Raw genomic sequence first — 17,024 nt, 5'->3', positions numbered from 1 at the left:
CCTTATAGGGTGATAAAGCCAGTACCACCAACGACGCCGTTCTTATTAGACGGCACAACCAGTGGAGCAGATTCAGTCATCAGCATGATTCCGCTTGGATCTTCGCAGTACCACTGACGATCAAAGTATTGCTGAGCAACGCCGTTGGCCAACATGTTTTTAATCTTACAGTGAGCAACTGAACCATTGGTATCAGAGATCAAAGAGAAGTAATCCTTAGGAATAAAACGATTCACCTTGCCCTTGTTGCGGTAGGTTGCGTCATATACCCAGAATTCGATTCCATCAAAAGTACCTTTGAAGGTCGCCGATTCCTTAACACCAAAACTTGGATTCACTGGAACAGAAATACCGGCATACGGCGTGATGAACTCTTTCTTAAACTCTTCATTGTTCCAGAGAGCTGCCCAAACCAAGCCAGACATAACAGATAGCTTAGCTTCACCACCATCAGCCGCCAATTGACGTTCAAGCATAGTGCGGATATCAGTTACTGGTTTAGCACCAACTTCATTCCACTTGGTTAACGGCGTAAATGTTAAAGATGCATCACGACGGTAATCCACCAGGTTGTATTCATAATCATCCGAGTGAAGCGCGTATTTACCATTTTTCAGTAAATCAATTGCCATCATGAGGACCGAGTTATCAATCGCATCATGGTTACGCTTCATTACCGAGATTTGAGCAATGATCATTTGCTCTTGCTCAGACAATCGCTGGTTGCCAGTAGAGATGATACCTGCGGTACGTAAACGTTCCAGCAAGGCAATTTCAAAAGTTTCAGCCGGAGTGACTTGGTTCTTTGGCTTGTAGTAAGCCGGTTTAACATGGCGTACTTCACCAGATTGAGTAGTATCAAATGGCTTACCAGGCTGTTGCGGAGATACCAGCGGCGCCAGATCATGTTCGGCAGATACTTCAGCCAAAGGTACATCATCACGGTTGAATAACGGGCGATTTGGGAAAAGCTTGTCTAAAAGCCAGGTATCCATCGGACGGTAATTCGAGTGAATCAGTGCGAGTTCACCCACATCAAGAAGTTCGAGCGGAGTGCCCTCAAGATTAAAAGACTGTGGCATGTTAATTACACCTTAGAAAGTTCGATTTTGTTTTTAGTTGCCTGTGCACGCGCTGCATCATATTGAGCAGGAGTCAGCAAGGTTCCATTTACAGATACAGCTTCAATACTGAACACTCCGCCGTAATACACTGGGATTTCGATCCCATCAGCGGCCTTGATTGTGGCTTCTGCAGCTGATACATCCTGACCACAGATCACATCCCATGTTTTTTCATCAGTGGCATGGGCCAGCACATTGGCATCTGACAGTGTTAAAAGATCGCCGTATTTAAATGCTGTGGCGGTTGGCACCTTGGCATTAGCACGACGTAATTTTTCATTGTCCAGGATCAGCCGTTTTGAAGTGACCGAAATAGGCGGTACATAATGAATAGCCATGAATTATTTCCCCTTTTGTTCTGCAAATGCTTGTGCACCTGAAGTGAATTTGTGAGTGTCATTGTGGTTTGATTGACCACCGCCCTGCCCACCATTCGCCTGATGACTAAACAAATGTGCAAATACCGGATTTACACCTGGTGTTTGTTGTGGCTGTTGTGCAGCTGGTGGTTGTGTATTACCTGCCGAGAACTGACGAAGTTGCTTAGCCGTGAAGGTAAAAACTGAATCATCCATATTGGTATAAGCCGTTTTATCTTCAGCACTAAACTGTGTTTTCAGCTCAGTTTCTAAAGCTGTAATTTCATCAGCACGTTTCTGTGCTTTGAACTGCTTAAGTTCAGCCAAGGCATCATCACGCTCACGCTCTGCCTGCTCTTTGGCCTGTTGTGCTTTTTCTAATTCGGTCACGTTGGTGTCCTCTTTGGTTGGGTTTGGATTGGCTTTGCCCGAGAAGGCTTTAATTGATGTGTTGCGATCAGCACCAGTCGAGCAGATCGTAAATTCACGAATACGGTTTTGACGGAAGATGGTGATTGGGCCTTCAAACGACTGACCATTTACAGTGACCGTTTTGCCTTGCGAAACTTCCTCAATAGATCCCGGATCAATCATCATCGACATTTGGAATGGAAAACCGTCATCAGAGTCCTGGACAATTTCCTGTGCTTTGGCGTTTGTAAGGAAATCACCAGATACATCAATCTTTCCATTTGTATCCACGGTTTGAACGACACCAATTCGACTTGAGCCGAAGTGTTCTTCAAGTAAGGCTGTCGGCTTATCAATCTCAATTCCATCAAGATCAAAGACCACACCGGAGCGCCCCCAATACCAGTGACCATCTACACGACCACCGGCATAAGCAGTGCCTTTAAATTTCCGTTTCTGCCCTTCCTCGGCTTTGGGTACCTCAATCGCAGAGGCATTAAATAAATACTTCAGCCGCTCTTCATTTGGATCTGGCATTTTTCATGCTCCATAAAAAACCGCCCAGAAGGCGGTCATATTCATTTTAAAAACTAATTCAACAAAGGCTTTAGTGTATAAACCATCTGCCCTTCAACCACCTCAATCGAAACCACCTCAAAAGACAATCCCATTGGCATGAGAACGCCGTTGCCAGCATTCAACATATCCAGATCAATACCTAAACCTTTTGCATTCTCAATCTTGATTACGATATCTGAAGCCGTATCAGCCATCAGCAACGGCGCATTCAATCGAACTTTTTGCCCTACCTGATAAGCCGCTACTTGATTAAGTGTCGCAGCACCCACCACGGTTGAAGCTGTATTGCTTGCCACGACTTGAATGGCTTTCATGTCATCAACTAACCATCGTTTCAAAACATCATCAGCCAGTGAGCTTGTAGCAGAGTTTAAATAACCAGACAGTGCGGCATCATTTCCTTGCACATAGTCTAGAAAGGTACGGATCGCACTTGGCCGAATACTTGGATCAAGTGGCATTACTGTATTGGCCACCGTGTCGAATAGATCCCGGGTTTTAGCATCCATCGGAGCAAACAGACTGGTGAGCTTTTTACTCGCCGTCCATTCAGCCTTAATGACCTCTTTCTGCTCGAGGAGATATTCTTTATCTAAGGATGAAGCACTGATCTTTTTATCTACCAACGATTCAAGTTCACCAAACTGCAATGGATGAGAACTCCAATCTAAGGCTTCAGCTATTTCTGGCAACTGATCATCTGGCGTAATGCCGTATTTCAATGCCTGCTTCTCAGTTAAGGCAATCACGGTGCACCGGCAACGAAAGCCCAAGGGCGGATAGTGTGTCAGCCAGAATGAATGATCAATCGGCAGTACGATACGATTCAAAGCTAAATGAGCAGGACGCACCCGACTATCATTGATAGCCGAATACATCAAGTAAGGTCGTTTAGCTTTATTCCGTTGCTGCTGTTGCCATCGTCCATGTCCATAAGCATTTTGGATATTGGTACGAAATACATTATCCAGATAGTGCTTTGGCAGAATGATTTCAGATTCTTCAATGAGCTTCTGGAAATCTTTAAAGGTACCGCCGTCGGCAATGGATTTATTCACTGCCTTGATGACAGTCTCAATTTGCTCAAGACTCGATAGAAAACTAACCGTAGTTGCCATCTGCCGGGTCTTTAGATCCATTGAATAAAACTCATCAGGCAGCACGATTTTTTTACTGTGAGCAAACCGAAGTGCCTCAAGGAATGTGACTGGTTGCATAACTTACTTCCCATTTTGCGCCGTCACATACCCCAATACATCCGCAGCATACAAAGCTTGGTCCAGATTGGCCGTGAACTGTGTCTGAGTTGCACCAGGTATTAATTGCATCAAGTTATAAGCCAGAGCTTCAGGACTATCAGATTTGAATATCAATTCTTTGACCTGATCCGGTTTCAGTAGCTGCAATTCATCCTGTGCATCAGTCAGCTCTTCAACTTCCTGCTGCTCTGGTGAAAGCTTGTTTGCTGATGCCTTAAAGTTGAATGCCTGGTGAGGTAAAGCACTAAACTGGGTATTAGCTGGAATCTGCTCTGAACGCATTTTGAAGTGCTCGGGCTTGATGCCATAAGTCTCCATTACATACTGATCAGTAAAATCAACACCCAACTCTTTCAGCTTTAAGTCACGCTCAACTACTTTTACATTCAGGTCTTGCTCACCACCCAAAATAATCGTGTGCTTTTCAAATCCATTTAGGAAGCAAATTGCATCAACAATATCCTGAAAGGTCGGGGTGATCATGCGTAAGTCTGAATTACGCTTATCCATCCGTACATTTTCATGCACTTGGCCAAGACTATAGCTTCCCTTTCCATCAGTTCCCGATGTGAGGGTCTGACCTAATACAACCTTTTGAATACGGCGCGTTAAAACAGTATCAAATGCCTCAAATGCAGAACTACCAGCACCCGAGAAGTTTGTACCTACTGTATTTACATCATCTTCCGAGCCAATCGAAATAACCGACTGCGAGTGGGCATTCAGTAATGCCGAGGTCATGGCATCAATATCATCTTGGGTTCGACTGCCGCCACCCACCTTACCCACAAGTAACGGAGATCCAAATCGCTCTAAGAACTTAACCCAAAACTTAGTGGAGTTTGTTCTAAAGAACCATAACCAATACAGCTTTGATAGTAGTGGATCGCCATAGGGTTGTTTGAATGAAGGCTTGCGTCGAGTTAAAAAGAACTTTAATGGCCACTTCTGAAATACATTGATTTCTGTATTGGCCTGTGGCTCACGATAAATTAGTTCACCGTTATTCTTTGGCTCAAACCACTCAAGTGGCTTCACTTGAATGCCATTAAGTGTAAACCTGCCATCCTCAAGAACCTGGTAATTGGCCTCCATGACTGAGTAGCCAAATGGGCATGCTTCCCATGCACCGGTGATAATTTCATTGTGCCAATAAGCAACCTGCTCCTTTAAAAACTCGGTTTGCTCCCCATGATCCTCTTTCAATCGCCATGGCGCATTAATCACCGAATCAAGCCGGGTTTCCATAGCCTGGGATATTTCATCATCTGCCATGAGCACACTTAAGCGCTGTCGGGTAACCCCAGCCTTGCGCAAGACCTCATCAACATCAGCCGCACGCCCCATACTGAATGCCAGTTTTTCAACAGCAACTTCGGTCAACAAACCGGCTGATTTTGGCTTGGTCTCTTTCTGCTTGTTTTTGGATTTTGCCATATTAAAAACCTTGATTAGAAACTACGTGAGCCACCTCCACCCGGCCTTAAGCGTTCAGGCGACTTGATATCACTAAAGCAAATCATGACGCCGTCTGCTCGGTTTGGAGACAAGGCTCCGTCCGGTTGCTTATTGACTAGGATTTTGCCTGCACCATTTTTTGTATAAGTGGGTTGTGATAACTCTCGTTTGAGTTGCTCAAGCTCCTGTCTGTTTATGTCTTTGGTAGAGAGCGAAATAAGATTGTCTGGGTCATATTGCATACCTTGTAAGGCTCGATAAGTATTCTGAAATCTAATACGCAACGACCACCACATCTGAGCCTTGAGATTGGCAAAGAAGTCTACGTTTTTACGCGCCTCAACCATTTCCTGCTCTGGGTTATGAACTGCACCTGAGCCACGGAATGGATTTGCTTCAATCTCCGGAATACCTTTGGATCTGTTTTGCTCATTAATGACTCGGGCATCACCACGTACACCAGCACCAAGACCATCGGCATCGTAATAAAACGAGTTCAAACGTAGATCAAGACAAGCATCAATAGCTTTCTGAGTCGTGCCAAAAATGTCATCACCAACACCAGACCAGGTATCCAAATACTGCAGTACGATGCCATGACGTGCAGCAAAGGAGTTCTTATCCTTACCCTCATCTGCCACATCAAGAGCACCCATACGTTCGCCTGACGGCTGAATATCCAATTCAAGATGAGCATCGACTGCAGCCTGTACCCATGCAGATGGAATCAACACACCTTCTACCGACGCGGCGTAGTCAATATCAACTTCTTGAGCTAGAACGATATCGTCTAGTGTGGCCAATTGTTTTTCATACCAGGGGTGGATTAGTTTGCCATTAAATTCGACCTGCCAGTTCTTATCTGGGTTATCACGCCATGCCATGGTGAAAACGGCGTAACGCCCACTAAAACGATCTTGGTGAAACTTATCCCCAATACCATTTGGTGTGGATCCCTTGATGTGCACATTAGTGTTTTGAGAAATTGCAGCGTCTACTGCTTCTTGACGCTCTACGAATGCCCATTCATCCAGAAAGTACATTGTGGTACGACCACCACGGCCAATATTGTCACCAGCCTCACCCGTAACCGTTGCGCCGTTGTCTGGATTAATGATCCGCATATAGTTGTCATGCACTTTTTCGACAAAGCCTTTAGGCTTCATCCAGCCTGGTAGCTTGGAAAACATATCCCGAAACTTATGCAGCAACGTTTTCGGATCACCTTTCTTATCGACCAGATCCTCCTTACGACTACCCACACCACCTGCAAAGCCTTCAACAAATAGCCATCGGTGCAGATAAAAACCAAGTACAACGTAACTCATACCCTCATCACGACTTTTTTCAATTAAGCCGTGTGTCTGGGTGCTTTCACGCTCTAATAGCCAATCAACAAGCTCAACCTGACCAGGACGTAAAACAAAAGGAATATTCGCCGGCAGTCCAAAAGGCATGCCCCGTGGATCATAAGTCCATACCCAGTGATTAAACCAATGAGCCGGATCATTCTTACATTTGTAGATTTCAGCCTCTCGACTTAGTTCATTCTGCTCTATCAGCATCCGGTAGTAATAGCGCCGTTTCATTTCTTCAATGATTTCAGGTAGACGTGTATTGATTGTCCACTCTTTAATCAGTGGCGCTATATCTTCGATTGCATAAGTCATAACTTGCCATTTATTGCTAAACGCGAAAGCTCTTGCGCCGTCATGCCAGCAAGCTGTTCAGGTGTATATTGAGGAAGATTTTTAGTTTCTTGCTGAATAGGTCCGCCGTCTAGACCAGTGATTTCCTGCTTTGTCACACGACCATCAGTTTCTTGGAATGCCTGTTTCAGCAGATTTTGTTTTGCCCGTTTATTTTTTCCAGAATCTTCATACATCTTCTGAAGCTCACGTAAACGAAACGCCTTGTTAGCAATCGCAATATCATCAATATTTTCACGAAACTCTTTGCGAGTTTGCTCAAATAAATCCTTTAACTTTTTACTGAGATTACGACCTGCATATTTTGTCGGGTCATAACTGTGACATTGTTTTCGATCAATCTTGATCTTATATATTTCTTCTACCGCGTCTGCTACTTGTTGAGGGGTTTCAAAGCAAGCAAGAGACTGAACTATAAACATTTTTACAGGCTCTTTTAATGCTGCCATAAACACCTCTTTGTCGTTCTACGTCGTACAAGATAGGCAAAAAAATTTAACCAATCACACAGTTCCCACAACACGCAGCAATACTTGTTTCAGATACAAACGGCGCATTCTTGGCAATTTCCAGAAGCCGTTTTACAGATTCGTCTGCACCCCAACGCTTAACTTCACCAAAGAATACTTCAACGTCATGGCCAGCCAAATAATGCTTAGGCAGACCGGTCATATCGCTATAAATGATTTCACCGTCTTCATCGCGTTCAACTCCGATGTGATACAACTCATGTTCAATCAGTCGACAAAACTCACGATCTGAAGCCTGTTCACAGAAAGCAGCATCTACAGTAATCAGGTATTGAGGTACAAAGCCAAACCAGTCCCGCATCTGTTGTTCTTGGCGTGCTTTCTTCCAGCCACCTACGTTAAACATGACCTTTTCACATTGGCCTAACACCATACGTTTTTTCGCTACGGCGGCAGATGAAGCCCAGGCGAATGCAAGGAACTCTTCATTGTCATGCAGTAATTCAGCAATATGATCATGATCAGGGTTATGTAACTCACCACCTAAAGTAAGCCAGTTATTCACGACCCATTCTTTAAGCTCTGGCGCAGGTGCCAAGCGAATAGCTTCCTCTTCCTCAGCCTGATCAATCAGCTCCGTCGGCGGGAATGGTCTGAATTGTTGTTCCATGTGATGCCTTTAAATTTCTTAACCACGCCGTAGCTCGACCCATGTTTATATCGCCGGTTTCAAAACGGTGATAGCGGTAACCCATTTCTTCAGCATGGTCATAGCGATCTATGCTCCAAGCTTTTGTGGCCAGCTTACCCTTCCGTCCACCAGACCAAGGCCCACCAGCAATTTCAATTAATGTGAGATAGCCAACCAGGTGTAAATCAAAACGCCAGTGCTTCGTACTTTTAAAGTGAAAATATTCTTCGTATTTGATTTCCATCCGATCCAAGATTTCTTTTAATCGATCGAATGCTTCTAAGTATTTTTCACCAGCTTTGGGTAGGGGTCTGACACGCGATTTCTTTTTTGGCGGGATTTTTTGGGTGAAAAGTTTATAAGCCTTTTCATCCATACAAAGTGAACCGTAAATTATTAATGCGTTCTTTCAGCTTAATTATAATTTCATCGATTACTATCATTTGATGACGCGTCAATCCAGATCTGCTGAGATTCTGATACTTAGACAGCTCAGTACTGCAAAATTCTAAGTCTTGTTTAGCTTGTACTTTATCTGTCATGGGTACCACCAATAAGAAAAGAAAAACCCCTCAACATCTAGAATGCGAGGGGCTTTTATACGCCGTAATACGTTCGGCAATTTTTAGTCAAAAAAAACCCACATCATTGGGGTCGATGTGGGCGAAACTTGAAATCCAAAATGTGGAGATTTTGAATAATCGGTAAGATAATATGTATTATATTTGAGATCTAACTCGTTTTAAAAATAAACTATTAATTACTAAGTGATTTTAACGATTAAATTGAATTAAGTCACTTTATTTCTTTCAAACAATCCCGACACACCTTGATTTCTTCATCATCAACCGTGTAATCGATCTCAGTCGCACCATGTAGGCCAAATAAACACATCAGTAATCTAAGCATGATTTACTCCTGGACAATCAAGCAATCATGTCGCAAGAAATGTCAGTTATTTTCACTTATAAAACATAAATTTATAATATTCATTGCTGAAATAATGTCATTAACTTTGTCGAACTAAGCAAGATTCCTTCCTGGTTAATCAAGCATTTTAATTTGGTATGATTACACTAGTATTTCTCAGGGCAATAAAAAAGCCCACCATTTGGCGAGCTTTCCTTGATGCTTAAACCTATTTTTGACATTTCACTTCAAACTGATATTCGTCTTGAGTGACCTTAATTTTAATATTTTTATATTTTCGTTTGTTTGGATCCATTGCCGAGCCAGCCACTTCCTCAAAAAAGCTACGATCATTCATTAGCTCGCCATACGCTTTATAGCCTAATAAAATCTTTTCAGGCTTTTTGCCTTCAGCCACTAATTTACCGAGAGTATCTTCTAGTTTTTTAACAGTTAAAATCGCCATTTCAATTAGAGCTCAAAAACAAAAAGGCATTATCACTTAATTTTATGAATAAATAATGTCAAAAAAGCCCACCTTTCGATGAGCCTTTACTAGTCTTTCCTAGCAGTCAACATTTTATCAGATAACACTTGGTCTCGGTTGAACCGTAATACGACCAGTATAGAAAAAGAATACCTGAATCAGAAAAATATTACTAGCTTTATGCTTCAAATTCTTTGTAGGTATTTTTCTTGTACTTTCTAATAGCTTTAGCTGCCTCATCTATTGCAGAGTCAATCGCTAGTGCCATCAACTTTTCATACTGTTTCCATGTGCAATCATAGGCTTTTAGTGTCATCTGATGAGCACCAATACCAGCTGCGTATAAACGGCCTTTAGCTGTGAAGTTTTCTTCAAACGTCGGATCTAGAGTAAACTGAATCACCATAAAGGCCACACGTTTAGCTAAATCCTTAATCTTGATTCCATCTGGTTCACGACGTTTATCTTGGACCGCATTTAAAATCATGATATTTGCCAGGTGTTCCTGTACATGATCAAAATCAGCTTTAGCTGCTGGGCCAAATACGATGACTGAAGCAATTGCCTTCGCCAGATCGGTATCCATTGATGCAATGGCACCCAACTTATCCTGATACGTTAAAGGCTTCTCATTAGTCCCATGCACCACAGGCTCAAAGTTAGGTGACTTTGCTGTAGTACCCCGAATCAACCATTCAAACTGTTCAAATTTTTCAACCATCGCATTCATCCCAAATCCCCTACCATCTTCTCAATTTGCTGTATCGCGTGACCTGACTTCACTTGATCTGTACTAAACCGTATTACCTGAAAACCCATCATTGTTGCGGCGTTATATTTTTCCATGTCCCCGATATACCCCTTGCCTCTGGTATGTCTTCCACCACTCCAGATCCCACCTTCAACCTCAACCAATATCTTTTTGTCTACTAAGTGAAAATCTGCTTTCCACTTACGATCCGGGTGAAACTCAAATTCCTGCTCAAACTCAATTTTTAAAGTCTTTAGTTCTCGGGCCAGTTTCACCTCAAACTCATTCGGTACTTTTTCGCCTTTCACCTTAGGACGCTTGGAGCGCCCTTTCGGTCTGGTGGCTTTCACCATCTTCTTGTATTCAGCGATTGAGTAGCTGGTCATGCATCACCAAATAGCTGTTTGGCCTTACCTGTCAGGTAGTATCTGTACTCTTCACCATTTTTGACTTTGGTATATAAGAGGCCGATTTGAACAAAGTTTTTTAAATATCGCTGTACCGCACGCTTCGTCACATTTGGCATAACTTGCTGCTGAATTTCGGATGCTGTTGCTACTGGGGTGTTTTTAACGGCTAGGAGGACATCAATTCCGCGATCTAGAACGGCAGCGCTATTGAGCTTTGAAAGTGATTGGTTCATGCGGCACCCCCAAATAAGTCTGGTTGAGCAGCAGCTGGATTCATCCATAAGCACTCAATTCTGGTATCAGTCCCGCGACCGGATGAGATACGGGCTTTGATCTCTACCTTCTGCCAGCCTTTCAATAGATCTTCATACAAGTCTGATTGATACCCGGACAGCATGACCATTCCTTCTAGCTCGAGTAATCTATTGAGCAGATCCAGATGATCTTTATCATCCATTTCATGACGATAAATCCGGCCATTTTTGGCACCGTCATAACGTGTCTCATGCACATATGGCGGATCTACATAATGCAAAGTACTTGGTGCATCATGGTCCTTAAGCACCTGGATTGCCGGACGGTTCTCAATGAGCACGCCACTCAATCTCTGGCCAATCTGACTTAGATGTTCTGGATAAGTTGTCCATAATGATTGAGCTGTGCCGTACTGGCGCTTGGTATCAATCCGAAAACCTGTAATACCTTTAGTTGCACCGGCAGACCCAAAGCCCATCTGAGCACGGATGATCGTACGACGTGCACGTTCCACTGAGTCTTCCGTGATCCCCCAAGAGTTCTCAAATTCTTCACGGCTGTACGGAGTTAGAATCAATTGTTCAATCAGCTTTTCTCTCGAGCTAGAACTTCGAAGTACCTTAAAAAGATTTACGATGTCACCATCAAGGTCGTTATAGACCTCCGCGTACGCTCGTGGCTTCTGCAGAAGAACTCCAGCTGCTCCTCCAAACACTTCTGTGTAGCAAGTATGATTTGGCATTTGAGAAATGATCCAGTGAGCAATACGGAACTTTCCACCGTGGTACCGGATTAAAGGATGATGCATTTTCACACCCCACCCCCTACACGCCGATCCATCCAATTGCACTCAACCACAGCCAATCCGTCATGCTGGAACCGGGACCATAGTCGATCACCCAAATCAGTCGCCAAATCATCCTTGGTCATATTTGAAATCAGCATGGTCGGCTTACCTGCGTCATAACGCGCATATAAAACCTTGTGAACCAGTTGCAGGCGGTTTTCATGGCGATCATGCAATCCATATTCATCCAGAATCAGAAGGTCATAATCGGTATAGCGCCAGATTGCGTTGGCTTCGTTGTCATCGGCTTTTTTCCAAGCGTTGGCAATCTCATTAGCCATATCTTCAGAAGTGACGTAGCGGGCGTATTTACGCGCCTCCAGAACGTTGCGAGCGACTGCGCATGCCAAATGGGTTTTTCCAGTACCAGTACGACCCACCATAATCAGATTGCGAGTGATGCCTTCCAGAAAGTCTTTAGTGAATTTCACACACTGAGCTTTGGCATGTTTCTGGCCGTCGTTAGTGGTGATGTATTCCTTAAAACCACTGTTTGCATGACGACCTGGTAACTTCGCGCCTTCAAAATGCTTTTCACGAACCATCTGATTGACAGAGGCTGCATGATCCTGATGGGCCTGATTTAAGATTTCAGATGCACACTGTTTGCAAATTGACTGGTTACCCAGTTGAACTTTTTGCATCTGGTGGCGGTCACAGTATTCAGAGCTGATCTGAATTTTTGAACCAAGTAGAGCTGCTGCATTCATACTAAGCCCTCCAAGTCGATGTCATCGGTTGCGGGTGCGTACTGTTGAACCTGGCCCCAGTTTTGATTTACGTTGCGGTTGTTTTGGGCGGGTGCTGCAGAGTGTGAATTTTGTTTTTGAGTGTATTTACGTTTGATCCACTTCACGAAGTTTGAATACATCTGGGTGTCTGTAATCTGACCTGCATTCAAACGTGGTTCGTAATGGGCATTCACTTCAAGTAAAATCTGATTCACCAGTTCTTGGGTCATCGGAGTTTCACCTGATCGCTGTAACCAGGAATTCAAAGAATGTAAATCTGGCGTCCAAAGTTTTAGAACCTGATCAACTGAATTTTCTTGCGTGTTTTTCTCTTTAAAGTTTTCTTTAAATGTTTCTTTAAGTGTTTCTTTAATAGGGTCCCGTTCAACGGTACTAGTCCCGTCACCTTTCGCGGTACTAGTCCCGTCCCGTTTGGTGGTACTAGTCCCGTCCCGTTTGGTGGTACTAGTCCCGTCACCTTTAAGGGTACTACCTTCATTTGGTACTAGTCCCTTTTCGCGGTACTGGTCAGGAGTAAATTGATATTCGCTTAGACAGCCTGTTGTTCTCTCAACTTTGATTAAGCCGAGTTCTTCCAGATCACGAATACATGACATAACCGTATCGCGTTTTTTGATACCGCAATATTTTTGAAATTGAGTGATGGCGATTGGGTGAGATACGCGGTCAAATCCAATGGTTTGACGCATGACAAACATTAAACACTTAAATGCCTTATCGTTCAGTTGAGCCATAATCTGGCTATCAATTAACGTGTTAGGCATCTTGGTGTAGCGCTCTTCTTTATTCGACATAGCTTTGCGCTCATTTTTTGGGAAATGAACTACTTGCCCTTGAGGTAGCGGTGGTTCATGTGCTAGATTTGACTTCATGTTCAATTCTTTTCTCCGATCGAATTCGAATTAAAAAGCCTGATCTCAGAAATCAGGCTTTTTCTTTTTGTGTGATGTCCCGTCCTGAAATAAGTTTACACCTTAAGAGACTTATTTTATGGAACATAAACGAGAACAACGAGTTAAACGTACACAACGTGACTATAGCTTTGCCTTTAAAATGATGGTGGTACATGAAGTAGAAAAAGGGCAAATTACTTATAAGCAAGCTCAGGCAAAATATGGTATTCAAGGAAGATCAACTGTGCTGGTATGGTTACGCAAGCACGGACAACAGGACTGGACTTCGAATATGCCGACTTCTTCTAAACGCCAATTGACACCCCAACAACGAATCCGCCAATTAGAAAAGCAGTTAGCCGCAGAAAAGCTTAAAACTGAATTTATTCAGGATGTGATTTATCACATTGATAAAGAATGTGGGACTGATCTTGGAAAAAAGTATACCGAGCACGTTTCAAAGATTGGCAAAGCCAAAGAAGACTAAGCGTTTCACGTTATTGTCAGTGGTTGGGAATCACCCGACAAGCTTATTATCAAGCAGAAAAACGTGCTCAAATGACTGCACAAGCAACTGAACAAATACTTGAGTTGGTTATGGAATATCGCTGTCTCATGCCAAGTATCGGAACACGTAAGCTGTATTGGCTTATTAAAGGCAAATTGTTGCAACGTGGTTTAAAGTGTGGACGGGATCAGTTATTTAAAATATTGAAAGAAAATAACTTATTGATTCGCCCTAAGCGTCGCTATACAAAAACTACGGATAGCAAGCATTGGATGAAGAAGCATCCAAATTTATTAAAGGATTATTCAGCGGTGCAAGCCAATGAAGTCTTTGTTAGTGATATTACCTATGTTGAGAGTGCTGAAGGTGTGCATTATTTATCCTTGGTGACAGATGCTTATACCCGACAGATTAAAGGTTATAAGTTATCGAATGATATGCGTGCAGAGAATGTTGTGCAGGCACTACATATGGCGATGCAGCATGTGACAGATCGGGCAGCCAGGATGATTCACCATTCAGACAGAGGCTCTCAGTATTGCTCTGAGCTATATCAATCGGCATTGCGCCATTATGGGATATGTCCTTCCATGACAGATGGCAAGGACTGTTATCAGAATGCATTAGCAGAGCGAATTAATGGAATATTAAAGCAGGAGTTTTTAACCACGCGATGTCAAACCATGAAGGAGTTAGATCACTTAATTGCGGAATCTATCATGATTTACAATTGTTATAGACCGCATTTAAGTTTAAATATGAACACCCCGAATCAGATGTATGAGCAAACAAAAACCGAGCTAATTGCTTAACTCGGTTTGAAGTGGAATACTGTCAATCTATTTCAGGACAAGACATGAATTTATGCATTTGCTTGCTTAAAGCCATATCCGCCGCTTTAGCGTTTTCAATAATGCGATTAAGAATTTCGCTCGCTTCCGCATATTCTTGTGGCGTCACCATGCCATCTTCTAAAACCTCATAAACCTTTTGATTGGCTTTTCCAGTTTCAGAATTCATTTGAAGTAATGCCTCTACGATAGTCATCTGACGATGTGTGCCTTCTCCACCTGCCGGCATAAGAACAAAACCTAGCATGTGCGCCCAAACTTTCAGAACTACCGGGTTTTGGGTCAAAAGCATGATCGCCTCAAACTTCTTTAGACTTGGATCATGGTTCTCCATATTTGGATTGCCATAGTTGCAAATCGTCTTGTGCGCATCACCAGTGACTTGAGCAATATCCTTTGGATCAAATCCTTCGGACTGATTAATCATCTGATGAATCGCTATTCTTGTTTCTTTCTTTAGAATCATGTGAATCCCTGTTTTTGTTCACGTTTCTTTAAAACGATTACTGATTGATAATTGGTTTAAGCAGCTATTGGGGTCTTCTTTAGGAAGAAGTCAAAAAGATTTTTGTGGGATAGCTTGTTATTGCTAGCATCAACAATTGCTTGGATAGTTTCCATGCGGGGTTTTTTACGACCATGAATCAAATGTGATTCCATATAGCCGTAAGACACCCCTACACGAGAACAAAAAATATGCTTCTCATCCTCGCTTAAGGATTTCCAGTAATCATATAGGTTTCGCATGAAAATACACCTGATAGGTAAATTAATATTAAATATACCTTTTAGGTAAAATTTATTCAACCTGTCAGGGTATTTATTTTTTCTACCTAACAGGTAAATTTAGTAATGGATTTAATAATGGGGTTTGGCATGTCTGGTTTGATGCAAATTCATGAAATACGGCTTAAGAATGCTCGAGACTTAATGAAGGAATCTGGGTTGAGTCGTACTGATTTTGCTGAAAAGGTGGGGATTTCTTATAATTTGGTTAGCCAATACATCGGGAAAAACCCGACCAAAAATATTGGCGATGAGACTGCAACCAAAATAGAGGAAGCTTTTGGTAAGCCTAAAGGTTTTTTGGATCAGGCAAATGCCATCACCATGCCTTTAAGTGATATTTCAAATAAAAGCGGGATCCAAATTGCGCCCATTGAATTTCGTGGTGCTGAAGGGATTAAAAAAAACAATGTGAGAATACCGGTGTATAGGGATGTAAAGGCCTCTTGTGGAAGTGGGATAGAGAATTATTTAGAAGATCCAAGTGAATATTTAGATATTGACCCATCACTATTAAGAATTTTAGGTATTCAGGCCAAGCCTGAAAACTTGCGGGTAATTTATTCTGACGAATACAGCATGTGGCCTACTGTGGCACCAGATAGCCCTCTCTTTATTGATGTGGCTGATAAAGATCCAAGCATGCTTAAAAGTGGATCGGTATATGTTTTTAAACATAACTACGAGCTAAGAATGAAAAGGATTTTCATCAGTTATGCAGGTAGCACAACTGTAAGGCTTGCAAGCGATAATCCTGACAAGATTCGCTATCCAGATGAATTTATTACCAATGAGCAGCTTAATGAAATTGATTTTATTGGTCGCCTGGAATCAGCTCTAGTTAAACCTTAAGGAGATAATACAATGGATCATTCACAACTACCTATTAATCAAGTTGTAGACCGACTTAAAGAAGCTGCGCAAAACAATGAAGGTGTGACCCTCTCCGCCTTCGATGTTCAGGTTCTAATTAAAGGACTTGGGAAAGGCCGTTTTATTCCTGTGTATACCAATGATCAGATCGTTCAACTTTGCAAGGAAGGAAAACTGGGTCAAAAGATGGTTAATAAGAAAGATGAATAAATATGACTAGGGTTACTCTTTACAGGAGTAGCCATAGCATGGTTCTCAATGGCTTTTTAAAATGCGAACCGACACCGCTCTTTGATTGAAAATATTTAATAAAATATCTCTAAGAAGGAAACCACAATGATCGCAACACTTAATAAATCCAAAACTGCGCTAACAATTAATCGTCAAGAATTTAAATTGGCATTAGGTAAAATCGGTGAAGGGATTGATAAGCAAATAGCTTCGCTTAAGAAGGCCAAGCAAAGCTATGACGCTGCTGAAATAGCACGCGAGGTCATTAGTGAGGCAAATATCTTTGAAGCTATTATTGAAGGCTTTAACGAAGCAGAAGAGACGAATCTAAAGTTGGCGGACATAACCAATCTTGAAGTGGCACAAGGATGGATAGATGAGTTTTTAGAAAAGTATTCAGATATATAAATA

General features: G+C 42.4%; 22 protein-coding genes. 4 read left to right on the top strand and 18 right to left on the bottom strand.

Annotation, left to right across the window (positions count from 1 at the left end; translation table 11 throughout):
- Nucleotides 1–2: 2 nt before the first annotated feature.
- The 16 genes from I6L24_RS08995 to I6L24_RS08920 form a co-directional block, all read right to left on the bottom strand.
- Nucleotides 3–1,082 (bottom strand): major capsid protein, encoded by a 1,080-nt coding sequence (locus I6L24_RS08995; RefSeq protein WP_216985915.1) that lies wholly within the window; start codon nucleotides 1,080–1,082, stop codon nucleotides 3–5.
- A gap of 5 nt (nucleotides 1,083–1,087) precedes the next feature.
- Nucleotides 1,088–1,462 (bottom strand): hypothetical protein, encoded by a 375-nt coding sequence (locus I6L24_RS08990; RefSeq protein ID WP_216985914.1) that lies wholly within the window; start codon nucleotides 1,460–1,462, stop codon nucleotides 1,088–1,090.
- A 3-nt stretch (nucleotides 1,463–1,465) separates the two neighbouring features.
- Nucleotides 1,466–2,431, bottom strand: a complete 966-nt coding sequence (locus tag I6L24_RS08985; protein ID WP_216985913.1) for a hypothetical protein — start codon at nucleotides 2,429–2,431, stop codon at nucleotides 1,466–1,468.
- Between the two features lie 53 nt (nucleotides 2,432–2,484).
- On the bottom strand, nucleotides 2,485–3,690 hold the full coding sequence (locus tag I6L24_RS08980) for a phage head morphogenesis protein (protein WP_216985912.1): 1,206 nt from the start codon (nucleotides 3,688–3,690) through the stop codon (nucleotides 2,485–2,487).
- 3 nt (nucleotides 3,691–3,693) lie between these two features.
- A complete protein-coding gene (locus I6L24_RS08975) occupies nucleotides 3,694–5,169 on the bottom strand; it encodes a phage portal protein family protein (protein ID WP_216985911.1) in 1,476 nt (491 codons plus the stop codon).
- 14 nt (nucleotides 5,170–5,183) lie between these two features.
- Complete coding sequence (locus I6L24_RS08970) at nucleotides 5,184–6,860, bottom strand: terminase (RefSeq protein ID WP_216985910.1); 1,677 nt, start codon at nucleotides 6,858–6,860, stop codon at nucleotides 5,184–5,186.
- The gene (locus I6L24_RS08965) at nucleotides 6,857–7,348 is read right to left on the bottom strand and encodes a DUF2280 domain-containing protein (RefSeq protein WP_216985909.1); all 492 of its coding nucleotides are present in this window, start codon (nucleotides 7,346–7,348) and stop codon (nucleotides 6,857–6,859) included. The genes I6L24_RS08970 and I6L24_RS08965 overlap by 4 nt, the downstream gene beginning before the upstream one ends.
- A 46-nt stretch (nucleotides 7,349–7,394) precedes the next feature.
- On the bottom strand, nucleotides 7,395–8,039 hold the full coding sequence (locus I6L24_RS08960; protein WP_216985908.1) for a putative metallopeptidase: 645 nt from the start codon (nucleotides 8,037–8,039) through the stop codon (nucleotides 7,395–7,397).
- The gene (locus I6L24_RS08955; protein ID WP_216985907.1) at nucleotides 7,996–8,436 is read right to left on the bottom strand and encodes a hypothetical protein; all 441 of its coding nucleotides are present in this window, start codon (nucleotides 8,434–8,436) and stop codon (nucleotides 7,996–7,998) included. Before I6L24_RS08955 ends, I6L24_RS08960 begins: the two co-directional genes overlap by 44 nt.
- 762 nt (nucleotides 8,437–9,198) lie before the next feature.
- Nucleotides 9,199–9,435, bottom strand: a complete 237-nt coding sequence (locus tag I6L24_RS08950; protein ID WP_004645336.1) for a hypothetical protein — start codon at nucleotides 9,433–9,435, stop codon at nucleotides 9,199–9,201.
- Between the two features lie 199 nt (nucleotides 9,436–9,634).
- Entirely contained in the window at nucleotides 9,635–10,186 is a 552-nt protein-coding gene (locus I6L24_RS08945) for a hypothetical protein (RefSeq protein ID WP_005262236.1), read from the bottom strand.
- Nucleotides 10,183–10,593, bottom strand: a complete 411-nt coding sequence (locus tag I6L24_RS08940) for a DUF559 domain-containing protein (protein WP_216985906.1) — start codon at nucleotides 10,591–10,593, stop codon at nucleotides 10,183–10,185. Before I6L24_RS08940 ends, I6L24_RS08945 begins: the two co-directional genes overlap by 4 nt.
- Nucleotides 10,590–10,850 carry a Fic family protein gene (locus tag I6L24_RS08935; RefSeq protein ID WP_138742979.1) on the bottom strand — a complete coding sequence of 87 codons (261 nt, stop codon included), beginning with the start codon at nucleotides 10,848–10,850 and terminating at the stop codon, nucleotides 10,590–10,592. The genes I6L24_RS08940 and I6L24_RS08935 overlap by 4 nt, the downstream gene beginning before the upstream one ends.
- Nucleotides 10,847–11,680 carry a DNA adenine methylase gene (locus I6L24_RS08930; protein ID WP_216985905.1) on the bottom strand — a complete coding sequence of 278 codons (834 nt, stop codon included), beginning with the start codon at nucleotides 11,678–11,680 and terminating at the stop codon, nucleotides 10,847–10,849. The genes I6L24_RS08935 and I6L24_RS08930 overlap by 4 nt, the downstream gene beginning before the upstream one ends.
- 2 nt (nucleotides 11,681–11,682) lie before the next feature.
- Complete coding sequence (locus tag I6L24_RS08925; protein WP_005262240.1) at nucleotides 11,683–12,429, bottom strand: ATP-binding protein; 747 nt, start codon at nucleotides 12,427–12,429, stop codon at nucleotides 11,683–11,685.
- Complete coding sequence (locus I6L24_RS08920) at nucleotides 12,426–13,343, bottom strand: replication protein (protein ID WP_216985904.1); 918 nt, start codon at nucleotides 13,341–13,343, stop codon at nucleotides 12,426–12,428. The genes I6L24_RS08925 and I6L24_RS08920 overlap by 4 nt, the downstream gene beginning before the upstream one ends.
- A 118-nt stretch (nucleotides 13,344–13,461) precedes the next feature.
- Here I6L24_RS08920 and I6L24_RS08915 point away from each other — a divergent pair.
- Nucleotides 13,462–14,684, top strand: a protein-coding gene (locus I6L24_RS08915; RefSeq protein ID WP_148335412.1) for an IS3 family transposase whose coding sequence is annotated in 2 segments (ribosomal slippage) — nucleotides 13,462–13,798 and nucleotides 13,798–14,684 — 1,224 coding nt in all. Because the reading frame shifts where the segments join, the coding sequence is not laid out codon by codon here.
- Nucleotides 14,685–14,706: 22 nt separating this feature from the next.
- On the opposite strand, the gene I6L24_RS08910 is transcribed toward I6L24_RS08915, so the two are convergent.
- Nucleotides 14,707–15,189, bottom strand: a complete 483-nt coding sequence (locus I6L24_RS08910; protein ID WP_216985903.1) for a phage regulatory CII family protein — start codon at nucleotides 15,187–15,189, stop codon at nucleotides 14,707–14,709.
- 56 nt (nucleotides 15,190–15,245) lie between these two features.
- Nucleotides 15,246–15,470 carry a hypothetical protein gene (locus I6L24_RS16555; RefSeq protein ID WP_005262243.1) on the bottom strand — a complete coding sequence of 75 codons (225 nt, stop codon included), beginning with the start codon at nucleotides 15,468–15,470 and terminating at the stop codon, nucleotides 15,246–15,248.
- 117 nt (nucleotides 15,471–15,587) lie between these two features.
- Between I6L24_RS16555 and I6L24_RS08905 the strand changes: the two genes are divergently transcribed.
- From I6L24_RS08905 to I6L24_RS08895, 3 genes are all read left to right on the top strand, one after another.
- Nucleotides 15,588–16,361 carry a LexA family transcriptional regulator gene (locus I6L24_RS08905; RefSeq protein ID WP_005262244.1) on the top strand — a complete coding sequence of 258 codons (774 nt, stop codon included), beginning with the start codon at nucleotides 15,588–15,590 and terminating at the stop codon, nucleotides 16,359–16,361.
- A 12-nt stretch (nucleotides 16,362–16,373) separates the two neighbouring features.
- A complete protein-coding gene (locus I6L24_RS08900) occupies nucleotides 16,374–16,592 on the top strand; it encodes a hypothetical protein (RefSeq protein WP_005262245.1) in 219 nt (72 codons plus the stop codon).
- Between the two features lie 126 nt (nucleotides 16,593–16,718).
- On the top strand, nucleotides 16,719–17,021 hold the full coding sequence (locus I6L24_RS08895; protein WP_216985902.1) for a hypothetical protein: 303 nt from the start codon (nucleotides 16,719–16,721) through the stop codon (nucleotides 17,019–17,021).
- Nucleotides 17,022–17,024: the final 3 nt, after the last annotated feature.

The sequence above is a fragment of the Acinetobacter lwoffii genome, assembly GCF_019048525.1.
Taxonomy (GTDB): Bacteria; Pseudomonadota; Gammaproteobacteria; order Pseudomonadales; family Moraxellaceae; genus Acinetobacter; species Acinetobacter lwoffii_K.
This window is presented reverse-complemented; position numbering and strand designations above follow the sequence as displayed.

Excerpts from the sequence above, each read along its gene's own strand:
- I6L24_RS16555 (WP_005262243.1), bottom strand. The coding sequence starts at position 15,470 with ATGCGAAACCTATATGATTACTGGAAATCCTTAAGCGAGGATGAGAAG.
- I6L24_RS08910 (WP_216985903.1), bottom strand. The coding sequence starts at position 15,189 with ATGATTCTAAAGAAAGAAACAAGAATAGCGATTCATCAGATGATTAAT.
- I6L24_RS08965 (WP_216985909.1), bottom strand. The coding sequence starts at position 7,348 with ATGGCAGCATTAAAAGAGCCTGTAAAAATGTTTATAGTTCAGTCTCTT.
- I6L24_RS08905 (WP_005262244.1), top strand. The coding sequence starts at position 15,588 with ATGGGGTTTGGCATGTCTGGTTTGATGCAAATTCATGAAATACGGCTT.
- I6L24_RS08920 (WP_216985904.1), bottom strand. The coding sequence starts at position 13,343 with ATGAAGTCAAATCTAGCACATGAACCACCGCTACCTCAAGGGCAAGTA.
- I6L24_RS08935 (WP_138742979.1), bottom strand. The coding sequence starts at position 10,850 with ATGAACCAATCACTTTCAAAGCTCAATAGCGCTGCCGTTCTAGATCGC.
- I6L24_RS08985 (WP_216985913.1), bottom strand. The coding sequence starts at position 2,431 with ATGCCAGATCCAAATGAAGAGCGGCTGAAGTATTTATTTAATGCCTCT.
- I6L24_RS08925 (WP_005262240.1), bottom strand. The coding sequence starts at position 12,429 with ATGAATGCAGCAGCTCTACTTGGTTCAAAAATTCAGATCAGCTCTGAA.
- I6L24_RS08960 (WP_216985908.1), bottom strand. The coding sequence starts at position 8,039 with ATGGAACAACAATTCAGACCATTCCCGCCGACGGAGCTGATTGATCAG.
- I6L24_RS08955 (WP_216985907.1), bottom strand. The coding sequence starts at position 8,436 with ATGGATGAAAAGGCTTATAAACTTTTCACCCAAAAAATCCCGCCAAAA.
- I6L24_RS08980 (WP_216985912.1), bottom strand. The coding sequence starts at position 3,690 with ATGCAACCAGTCACATTCCTTGAGGCACTTCGGTTTGCTCACAGTAAA.
- I6L24_RS08990 (WP_216985914.1), bottom strand. The coding sequence starts at position 1,462 with ATGGCTATTCATTATGTACCGCCTATTTCGGTCACTTCAAAACGGCTG.
- I6L24_RS08945 (WP_005262236.1), bottom strand. The coding sequence starts at position 10,186 with ATGAATGCGATGGTTGAAAAATTTGAACAGTTTGAATGGTTGATTCGG.
- I6L24_RS08995 (WP_216985915.1), bottom strand. The coding sequence starts at position 1,082 with ATGCCACAGTCTTTTAATCTTGAGGGCACTCCGCTCGAACTTCTTGAT.
- I6L24_RS08940 (WP_216985906.1), bottom strand. The coding sequence starts at position 10,593 with ATGACCAGCTACTCAATCGCTGAATACAAGAAGATGGTGAAAGCCACC.
- I6L24_RS08895 (WP_216985902.1), top strand. The coding sequence starts at position 16,719 with ATGATCGCAACACTTAATAAATCCAAAACTGCGCTAACAATTAATCGT.
- I6L24_RS08970 (WP_216985910.1), bottom strand. The coding sequence starts at position 6,860 with ATGACTTATGCAATCGAAGATATAGCGCCACTGATTAAAGAGTGGACA.
- I6L24_RS08930 (WP_216985905.1), bottom strand. The coding sequence starts at position 11,680 with ATGCATCATCCTTTAATCCGGTACCACGGTGGAAAGTTCCGTATTGCT.
- I6L24_RS08975 (WP_216985911.1), bottom strand. The coding sequence starts at position 5,169 with ATGGCAAAATCCAAAAACAAGCAGAAAGAGACCAAGCCAAAATCAGCC.
- I6L24_RS08900 (WP_005262245.1), top strand. The coding sequence starts at position 16,374 with ATGGATCATTCACAACTACCTATTAATCAAGTTGTAGACCGACTTAAA.
- I6L24_RS08950 (WP_004645336.1), bottom strand. The coding sequence starts at position 9,435 with ATGGCGATTTTAACTGTTAAAAAACTAGAAGATACTCTCGGTAAATTA.